Source organism: Streptomyces sp. NPDC046985, assembly GCF_040644415.1.
Classification (GTDB): domain Bacteria; phylum Actinomycetota; class Actinomycetes; order Streptomycetales; family Streptomycetaceae; genus Streptomyces.
In genome coordinates, this window is record NZ_JBEYWK010000028.1 from 58,394 (window position 1) to 67,515 (window position 9,122).

Genomic DNA, 9,122 nt, shown 5'->3' on the forward strand with positions numbered 1-9,122 from the left:
CGCATGTCACGCGGTCACGCGCCGAGAAAAATACGCCGAAGGCTAACCCACCGCCGCCGCGCCCGACAAAAGCCTCCGGGACGGACGGGCGGGGCCCGCGGAGCCCGCCTTCCGATCCGCTGCGGAGGGTGCTGGGCACGCAGAGTGCGACCGTCGCCGCAGGGTAGTCGGAGCGGTGAAGCCGGTCGGGCGCACGTCCGGTCCGGCGGCTTCGCCATTCGACAGTCCGGGGAGGAAGGAGCAGCGTGAGCATCGACGGAATCTGGTCGTACCCGCCGCAGGCGGCGTATGCCGAGGGAATGGACCTGACGGGCTTCACGGTCGTCGCCGACGACGGAACCGTCGGCCATGTGGACCGTGAGGCGGGTCACTTCGCGATGCGGCATCTGGTCGTGGACACCGGCGTCTGGGTGTTCGGCAGGAGCGTGCTGGTGCCCGTCGGCGTGGTGGCCCGCATCGAGGCGGGCGAGCGCCGGATCACGGTGTCGTGCTCGCGCGCCGAGATCAAGGCGGCGCCCCGCTTCAGCACCGACAGCGAGACCATGGACCCGGAGTACCTGACCCGCGTGGGGGAGTACTACCACGGGCTGCCGCCGCGGGAGGAGGCCACCGCCTAAGCGCCGCATCGCACGAGCACGGCTGCCACACGGAAGCGGGCGCGGCACGCGACCTCACGAGTACGGAACGACTACGGCAAGGCGATCGGCGCGCGCCGGGCGGGGCCCCGCGCGCGGGATCGCCGGCCTGCCGGGGCGGCGCGCTCACCAGGGCAGGAAGACGTGGACGTCCTTGCCGTCCTCGTTCACCACGACGCTCACCTGGTCGCACAGGGTGTGCACCAGATGCCAGCCGATCCCGCCGCCGCCGTGGCTGGGACGGAAGGGCCGCGGCTCGGGGGGCGTGGTGCTGGTGTCGCTCAGCGTCACGTGCACTCCGTCGAAGGTCCGGCGCATGCACAGCACGAACGGTCCGGGCGCGTACTGCACGGCGTTGGCGGCGAGTTCGGTGACCACCAGAAGGATGTCGTCCCAGTGCTCGGGCGCGGTCGGCAGGCTTGTGCGCGCGAGGTCGTCGAGGAACTCCTCGGCGGCGAGGCGTGCGCCGGTCACATGGTGAAGCTCGCCCGCGAAGCGGGCGGTGCGGCTCGGAATCCCCTCGGCAGCCAGTGTGTCGTCCCTGTGCGGCTCGCTTGCCATTGCGCCTTCCCGGCCCGGCGTGAGCCGGGCGTCCGTCGTCGTGTCCTGCGTCCCCTCCGCTCCTGCTGTCTAGTTCCCGTGGCAGCGGAGCCTACGCGTGTCTGCGCTGCGTGCCCGGACGCCTGCGCAGGGCGCCGTCCGGCCGCCCGCGGGGGACCGGAGGCCGGGGGTCACGCGCTGGCGTCGTGCCGGCACAGTCCGGGGTCGTGCACGCTGTTCCGGGACTCCCAGCCGGACAGGCAGCACGTCTCGTACAGGTCCCGCCACGCGTGCGCGGCGCCGCCGTCGGCGCCCCAGTCGCAGACGCAGTCCGGGCCGTGGGCGGCGCACAGCGGCGTCGCGCGGCGGTGGTGCTGGCTCATCATCGGCTGGTCTCCTTCACTCGGGGCGACGCGCATACGGGCCGGGCCGCGACGACCCGGCGGACGGGACCGGGGTCAGCCGAAGACGGTCCAGGACGCGCCCGGGTGCACCGCCTGGAGGACGGCGAGGAACACCAGGTCGGCGACGCCCAGCGGCAGGCCGAGCCGGGCCCGGGGGCGGCGGGGCGTGCCGCGGCGCAGCGCGACGACGGCTCACCTCCCGTCGCGGGGATGAACGGGGGCCGGGGGGCCCGGGTTCGTCGGCAGCATGGAGATCAGGTTTCCCGCACAGTCGATCTCACGCCTCACACCCGCCAACTCATCGCCGTGCCGCGGGAAGCACTCGCTCACGGCAGCCAACTCGGTTCGCTAGGAGGGGTGTTCGCAGCCGTCGGCGGCGGTCAGCGGAAGACGTCGTCGGAGTCCTCCCAGTCGGCGGTCGGATCCTCCGCGGGCAGGCGGCGCCGGGCCCGCGCCCGGTACATCGCGTCGATCTCGGCCGCGTAGCGCCGCACGATCGCGTCCCTGCGCAGCTTCAGCGACGGCGTGAGCAGTCCGCCGGCCACGTCGAAGGGCTGCGGAAGCATCCGGAAGACCCGGATGGACTCCGAGCGGGACACGGCGCTGTTGGCCGCGGCGACCGCCCGGCCGATCTCCTCCCGCAGCGCGTTCTCCTCCCGCGCCTCACGGCCCGGCGCGTCGCTCTGGAGCGCCAGCGCCGCCCGCCAGTGCGCCAGGAACTCCGGGTCCAGCGTGATCAGCGCGCCCACGCAAGGGCGGTTGTCGCCCACCAGCACGGCCTGGTGGATGAGCGGATGCATGCGCAGGCGCTCCTCCAGCGGGGCGGGGGCCACGCTGGTGCCTCCGCTGGTGATGATGATGTCCTTCTTGCGGCCGGTGATCGTCAGATAGCCCTCGGCGTCCACGTGCCCGATGTCCCCGGTGGCCAGCCAGCCGCCGCGCAGCGCGGCCCGGGTGGCGGCCTCGTCGCCCACGTAGCCCTGGAACACCGACGGCCCCGCCACCAGGATCTCCCCGTCGCCGGCCACCGAGATCGCGGTGCCCGGCAGGGCCCGGCCGACCGTGCCGGAACGCTCCCGGCCCAGCGGCTGCATGGTGATGCCGCCCGCGGTCTCCGTCAGCCCGTAGCCGTCGTTCACGTAGATGCCGATGCCCTCGTAGAACAAGGACAGTTCGCGGCTGAGCGGCGAGCCGCCCGAACTCGCCCGGACCACCCTGCCGCCCAGCGCGGACCGCAGCCTGCGGTACACCGTCCGCTCGTACACGGCGTGCTGCATCCGCAGATCGAACCCCGGGTCCGAGCCGCGTCCGGTGCGCTGCCGCTCCAGCGCCGCCGCGAAGTCCCGCGCGGTCCGGGCGGCCCGCTCGAACAGCGCGCCCCGGCCCGACTGCTGGGCCGTGCGCAGGAAGGTCTTGTACAGCTTCTCGAAGACCGAGGGCACCGCGTAGAAGTACGTCGGGCGGAACGAGCGCAGCGCCGACGCCAACGCCTCGTCGCCGGAGTCGGGTTCGTGGCCCATCAGGATCCCGCCGCGGATGCAGATCCCCTGGATCATCAGCCCGTAGACGTGCGAGAAGGGCAGGAAGGCCAGCACCGACGCCCGTTCGCCCGGCGGGGCGGCCGTCGTGCTCCAGCCCGCGAGCAGCGTGTCGCAGGGGCTCGCCAGCGCCTGGTGGCTCAGCGCGCAGCCCATGGCGCGGCCGGTGGCCCCGGAGGTGTAGGCGATCACGGCGGTGGCGTCCGGCAGCACAATCCGGCGCAGCGACTCCACCGTGGTCGGCGCCACCTGCGCGCCCCGCTCCACCAGCTCGGCCAGCGCCCCGGCGTCCAACTGCCACACGTGCCGCAGCAGGGGCAGCGAGGCGCAGACGGAGCCGACCGTCATCACGCCCTGCTCGTCCTCGACCACCACGGCCGTGCAGGCGGCGTCCCGGAGGATCCACTCGACCTGGTCGCGCGAGGACGAGGGGTGGATCGGCACCACCTCGGCCCCGACCGTCCACAGCGCGTAGGACAGGACCGTCCACTCGTAACGGGTGCGCGCCATGACCGCCACCCGGCGCCCCGGCGCGATGCCGCAGGCGACCAGGCCGCGCGCCAGGGCGCCGACCTCGTCCCGCAGCTCCGCGGCCGTCACCTGCACCCACGCCTCGGAGCCGGGCGAGGCCCGGCGGGCGAGCACCGGCAGGGACGGACGCACCTGCGCCGTCTCGAAGACGCTGTCGGCGAGTCCTCCGGTCGGCGGGGTGACGGTGGACGGAGCGAGGGCGAAGTCGCGCATGCGCTGCTCCTGAACTGTACGGAGAGTGACCCCGCAGGTGAGTGCCGTTGTCGGCGCGGGTTAATGTAGCCCAGCCGGGCGCGGCGGGGGACCGGGATCGCGGAACTCGCAGTTCTGTGATCCGTCCCGTGGGCACGAGCGCGTCCGCCCGGTCCCGGACCGGGCCGCGCACGCCGGTCCGGTCCGCCTCACTCCTGGGTCAGGCGCACGCACTCCGTGACGACGTCCCGCAGGTCTCCGGTACGCCGCATCAGCTCGCGCTGCACCCGGGCGCCGTTGCCGCGCCGCAGCGACCGGTCCAGGGCCTCGCGGGCCGCCGGGAGGTCGCCGCTGTCGGCTAGGGCGTCCGCGACGTGGTCCAGCAGCGCCCGCAGCACCGACTCGGCCGGCAGCCGCCGCATGGTCTCCGGATGCAGCAGCTCACGGGCCAGACCCGCCCGCGCGGCCTGCCACCCGGCCAGCCGCACCAGGCTCACGCTGTGCTCCAGCGGCGCACGGCCCGCCCGCCACTCACGGGAGGCGGTCTCCACCAGCCCCCGCGCCAGGGTGGCGATGAACCGCGCGGTGTCCGCGTGCAGGCACACGTCCGCGACCCGGACCTCCACCGTGGGATAGCGCTCGGACAGCCGCGCGTCGAAATAGGCCATCTTCTCGTCGAGGATGACTCCGGTGGACACCATGTCCGCCACCAGCCGGTGATAGCGCTCCGGCGAGCGGAACAGCTCGGTCGGACCGGCCGACGGCCAGCGGTCCCACACCCGGCTGCGGTAGCTGTCGTAGCGGGTGTCCTCGCCCTGCCAGTAGGGGGAGTTCGCGCTGATCGCCACCAGCACCGGCAGCCACGGCCGGATGCGGTCCAGGACGGCGACGCCCTCCTCGTCGGAGTCCACGGACACGTGCACGTGCATCCCGCACACGAGCTGCTCCCGGGTGGCGATGGCGTACTGCTCGGCCAGCCAGCGGTAGCGGCGGTTCATGCTGATGGTGGGGCTGACCGGCAGCGGGGAGGCGGCCAGCGCGGCGACCGCGCAGCCGATCTCCCCGGCCAGCCGGGCCGCCTCCTTGCGGCAGCGCACGATCTCCGCGCCCAGCTCGCCCAGGTCCGTCCGCGGATGCGTGGCGAACTCCAGCATCTGGCCGTACAGCTCTTTCTCGAACACGTCCTGGTCCGCGTCGTCGGCCTCGGCGCGCGCGAGCACCGCCGACGACAGCGCCCTGGGCTCACCGCTGTCCGGGTCGACAAGGAGGAGTTCCTCCTCCACTCCGACGGTCCGCACCACTCGCCGCCTCTCCGTCCGACTGGACCTGCCGCGACACCGGACGAGGGACCGGGTCGTACGAGGTCGACTGCCCCGGGACGGCGGACGGACACCTGGGCGTGGCGGGCGGCCGGCCCCGGGGCGGCGCGGTCCCGGGCCGTGGCCGCCCCGGGCGGCCACGGCCCCGTGCTCAGGCGGGGTGCGGCGCCAGCCAGACGGTGGCCAGCGGCGGCAGCGTGAGCCGGATCCCGCCGTCCTCCCGCCCGACCGGCTCGGCGTTGACCACGCCGCTGCCGCCGTAGCGCGCGGCGTCGGTGTTCAGGACCTCGCACCAGGCGCCCACGTCGCCCGCGTCCGCCGGCAGGCACAGGCGGTAGTCCTCGCGCACGACGGGGGAGAAGTGCGAGACGGCCAGCAGCGGCACGCCCGAGGCGTCGTACCGCAGAAACGCGTAGACGTTGTCGTCCGCCGCGTCCACCGTCACCCACCGGAACCCCTCGGGCCGGCTGTCACACTGCCACAGGGCGGGAGCGGCCTGGTAGACGGTGTTGAGGTCGCGCACCAGGTCCCGCACCCCCCGGTGGTCGCCCGCCGCGCAGGCGCCGTCCTCCAGCAGCCGCCACTCGGGACCGTGCTCCTCGGAGAACTCCCCGCCCTGCGCGAACTCCTGCCCCATGAACAGGAGCTGCTTGCCGGGATGGGCCCACATGAAGCCCAGGTAGGCGCGGTGGTCGGCGCGGCGCTGCCACCAGTCGCCGGGCATCTTCGACACCAGCGCCCGCTTGCCGTGCACCACCTCGTCGTGGGAGATCGGCAGCACGTAGTTCTCGCTGTAGGCGTACACCATCGAGAAGGTCATCTCGTGGTGGTGGTGCTTGCGGTGCACGGGCTCGTGGCTCATGTACTCCAGGGAGTCGTGCATCCAGCCCATGTTCCACTTCAGCCCGAACCCCAGGCCGCCCTGGTCGGTCTGCGCGGTCACCCCGCCCCACGCGGTGGACTCCTCGGCGATGGTGACCACCCCCGGGACCCGCCGGTAGACGGTGGCGTTCATCTCCTGGAGGAACGCCATCGCGTCCAGGTCCTCCCGGCCGCCGTACCGGTTGGGCGTCCACTGGCCCGGCTCGCGCGAGTAGTCCAGGTAGAGCATGGAGGCCACCGCGTCCACCCGCAGGCCGTCGATGTGGAACTCCTCGCACCAGTACACGGCGTTGGCGACCAGGAAGTTGCGCACCTCGGTACGGGCGAAGTCGAACTCCAGCGTCCCCCAGTCGGGGTGCTCGGCGCGCTGCGCGTTCCCGGGCTCGTACAGCGGGTCCCCGTCGAAGCGGGCCAGCGCCCAGTCGTCCTTGGGGAAGTGCGCCGGCACCCAGTCCATGATCACGCCGATCCCGGCCCGGTGGCAGGCGTCCACGAAGTACCGGAAGTCGTCCGGGGACCCGAGGCGGGAGGTCGGCGCGTAGAACCCGGTGACCTGGTAGCCCCAGGAGCCGCCGAAGGGGTGCTCGGCGACCGGCATCAGCTCCACGTGCGTGAAGCCCAGGTCCTTGACGTACGCGGGCAGCTCCTCGGCCAGCTCGCGGTAGGTCAGCCCCTTCCGCCAGGACGGCAGGTGCACCTCGTACACCGAGAACGGCGCCTCGTGCACCGGGACGTCCGCGCGGTGCGCCATCCACTCCTGGTCCCGCCACGCGTGGTGCGCGGCCGACACGATCGACGCCGTCGCGGGCGGCGTCTCGGTGCGCCGGGCCATCGGGTCGGCCTTCAGGAACCGCTCGCCGTACTGCGAGGTGATCTCGAACTTGTAGTGCGCGCCCTCGCCGACCCCGGGCAGGAACAGCTCCCACACGCCCGCCGCGCCCAGCGACCGCATCGGGAAGGCCGTGCCGTCCCAGAGGCCGAAGTCGCCCGCCACGCGCACGCCCCGGGCGTTGGGCGCCCACACCGTGAACCGGGTGCCCGCCACGCCCTGGTGGAGCATCGGCTGCGCCCCGAGCGCCTGCCAGAGCTGCTCGTGCCGGCCCTCCCGGATCAGATGCAGATCCAGCTCGCCGAGCGCGGGCAGGAACCGGTACGGGTCGTGCACCTCGTGCGCGCCCTGCTCGTAGGCCACCGCCAGCGTGTACGCGGGGGCCGCCGCCAGCGGCAGCACGGCCGAGAACAGGCCGTCGCCCTCGCTGACCAGGGGCGTCAGCTCGCCGTCGATCACCACGCTCACCGATCGGGCGTACGGGCGCAGCGCCCGGAAGGCGATGCCGCCGGGCACGGCGTGCGCGCCCAGCAGCGCGTGCGGTTCGTGGTGGGCGCCGGACAGCAGGCGCTCCCGGTCGGCGGGGTCCAGGGGCGGGGCCGCCGCACCCGGGCCCGCCGCGGGCGGGACGGGTCCGGACGGCTCGGGGAGTGACGTGTCGCGCAGTGCCACCGGTTCAGCCTCCTCTCACGGCGAGACGTTCGATCGCCGCCATCGGTACGGCGAGCCAGTCCGGACGGTGCCGGGCCTCGTACAGCACTTCGTACACGGCACGGTCCGTCTCGTAGGCCCGCAGCAGGGCGTGCTTCTTACGGGGGTCCCAGCCGGCCCGGGAGGCGTACCCGGCGCAGTACGCCTCCCGGCAGCGGCGCGCCCACTCCGGGCGCCAGGGGCGGCGCTGGCGGGCGGCGTAGTCGAAGGAGCGGAGCATGCCCGCCACGTCCCGCACCGGGGACTCGGCGAGGCGGCGCTCGGCGAGCGGACGGGACGGCTCGCCCTCGAAGTCGATCACGAACCACTCGCGCCCGGCGCGCAGCACCTGGCCGAGGTGCAGGTCGCCGTGGATGCGCTGGGCCCGCGGACCCGCGTCGCAGCTTCCCAGCGCGGCGAACGCGGTCCGCAGGCGGGCGGTGTACGGCCGCAGCGCGGGCACGTGGTGCGCCGCCGCGTCCAGCCGCTCGGCCATCGCCGCCGCGGTGCGCGCCGCCTGCCGGTGCGCGCCGGTCGGGAAGGCGCCGGCCAGGGCCAGGTGCACGTCGGCCGTCGCCTGCCCGAGCTGGCGGGCCTGGGCGGTGAAGTCGTCGCCGGTGGCCAGGGCCCGCAAGGCCAGCGTCCAGCCGTCGGCCGCGTCCGGCAGGAACGGCTGGAGCACCCCGAGCGTGGCCTCCTCCGGCTGGGTGGTGCGCAGCCAGGCGACCGGGGCGGGCACCCGGGTGCAGCCCTGCCGGGCCAGCGCCCACGGCACCTCCAGGTCCGGGTTGACGCCCGGCTGGATCCGGCGGAACACCTTCAGGATGAACTCGTCGCCGTACACGATCGAGGAGTTGGACTGCTCGGCGTCCAGCAGCCTCGGCGCCAGGCCGCCCGGGATGAGCACGGACGGATCCGCCTCGAAGCGCAGCGGCCCGGCCTGGCCGGGGCGCCGCAGCCGCTCCAGGAGAAGCAGCGCCGAGCGCGGGTCGCACAGCGCGTCGTACACCGCGAGGCCGGCCAGCGGTCCCGCCGCGGGACGGCCGATCAGCGCCCGGCGCTGGCGCGGCGACAGCTCCCGACGTACGCCCAGCAGCAGTTGGTAGCAGTCGGCGGCCGGCGCCGCCGCGGTGCTCGTCGGCGCGGGGACGCCGCCGTGCCCGGTGGGCGGCCCCGCGTGCTCGGCGCGGACCAGCAGGTGCAGGCAGCCGGGGAACAGTTCCGTCATCGACTCCAGCCGCAGCTCGCTGACCGGCCGGTCCTTGCCCGCGAACCAGCGCTGGCGGGGCAGCCACTCGCGCAGCAGGGAGCCGAGCGAGGTCATGTACCCGGCCAGGCCCGCGCTGCTCGGCTCCAGGGACGTCGTCGTCGCCATGGTCACGCCTCCTTTCGTCTCGGCCCCGCGGTCAGGCTCCCCCGTCGGCCGGGGACGCGGCCCGCTGGTCGACCGGGGTCGCCGCCCTGGCGAGCCGGAACCAGTAGAAGCCGTGTCCGGCCAGGGTGAGGAGGTAGGGGAGTTCGCCGACGGCGGGGAAGCGGACGCCGCCGATCAGTTCCACCGG

General features: G+C 74.2%; 8 protein-coding genes and 1 pseudogene. 1 reads left to right on the top strand and 8 read right to left on the bottom strand.

Translation table 11 applies throughout. The features are described 5' to 3' along the window. The first annotated feature begins 245 nt into the window (after positions 1 to 245). Positions 246 to 617 carry a PRC-barrel domain-containing protein gene (locus tag ABZ861_RS28950; RefSeq protein ID WP_361636128.1) on the top strand — a complete coding sequence of 124 codons (372 nt, stop codon included), beginning with the start codon at positions 246 to 248 and terminating at the stop codon, positions 615 to 617. Positions 618 to 761: 144 nt separating this feature from the next. Here the strand turns inward: ABZ861_RS28950 and ABZ861_RS28955 are convergent, their stop codons facing one another. The 8 genes and pseudogenes from ABZ861_RS28955 to ABZ861_RS28990 all read right to left on the bottom strand — a co-directional run. Beyond that, entirely contained in the window at positions 762 to 1,196 is a 435-nt protein-coding gene (locus ABZ861_RS28955; RefSeq protein ID WP_361636131.1) for an ATP-binding protein, read from the bottom strand. A gap of 170 nt (positions 1,197 to 1,366) precedes the next feature. Further along, positions 1,367 to 1,561, bottom strand: a complete 195-nt coding sequence (locus tag ABZ861_RS28960) for a hypothetical protein (RefSeq protein WP_361636134.1) — start codon at positions 1,559 to 1,561, stop codon at positions 1,367 to 1,369. A 72-nt stretch (positions 1,562 to 1,633) separates the two neighbouring features. Then, positions 1,634 to 1,771, bottom strand: a pseudogene (locus ABZ861_RS28965) (DUF4190 domain-containing protein); the annotation flags it as partial. Positions 1,772 to 1,959: 188 nt separating this feature from the next. Beyond that, positions 1,960 to 3,861: an AMP-dependent synthetase/ligase gene (locus ABZ861_RS28970; RefSeq protein WP_361636136.1), complete on the bottom strand. Its 1,902-nt coding sequence runs from the start codon at positions 3,859 to 3,861 to the stop codon at positions 1,960 to 1,962. A gap of 188 nt (positions 3,862 to 4,049) precedes the next feature. Continuing rightward, a complete protein-coding gene (locus ABZ861_RS28975; protein WP_361636139.1) occupies positions 4,050 to 5,138 on the bottom strand; it encodes a glutamate--cysteine ligase in 1,089 nt (362 codons plus the stop codon). A gap of 172 nt (positions 5,139 to 5,310) precedes the next feature. Then, on the bottom strand, positions 5,311 to 7,542 hold the full coding sequence (gene glgB / locus ABZ861_RS28980) for a 1,4-alpha-glucan branching enzyme (protein ID WP_361636142.1): 2,232 nt from the start codon (positions 7,540 to 7,542) through the stop codon (positions 5,311 to 5,313). A gap of 4 nt (positions 7,543 to 7,546) precedes the next feature. Then, positions 7,547 to 8,935, bottom strand: a complete 1,389-nt coding sequence (locus tag ABZ861_RS28985) for a maltokinase (RefSeq protein WP_361636144.1) — start codon at positions 8,933 to 8,935, stop codon at positions 7,547 to 7,549. A gap of 31 nt (positions 8,936 to 8,966) precedes the next feature. Beyond that, the coding region (locus tag ABZ861_RS28990; RefSeq protein WP_361636158.1) for an alpha-glucosidase C-terminal domain-containing protein at positions 8,967 to 9,122 on the bottom strand (156 nt) is incomplete at its 5' end.

Excerpts from the sequence above, each read along its gene's own strand:
- ABZ861_RS28955 (WP_361636131.1), bottom strand. The coding sequence starts at position 1,196 with ATGGCAAGCGAGCCGCACAGGGACGACACACTGGCTGCCGAGGGGATT.
- ABZ861_RS28960 (WP_361636134.1), bottom strand. The coding sequence starts at position 1,561 with ATGATGAGCCAGCACCACCGCCGCGCGACGCCGCTGTGCGCCGCCCAC.
- ABZ861_RS28970 (WP_361636136.1), bottom strand. The coding sequence starts at position 3,861 with ATGCGCGACTTCGCCCTCGCTCCGTCCACCGTCACCCCGCCGACCGGA.
- ABZ861_RS28985 (WP_361636144.1), bottom strand. The coding sequence starts at position 8,935 with ATGGCGACGACGACGTCCCTGGAGCCGAGCAGCGCGGGCCTGGCCGGG.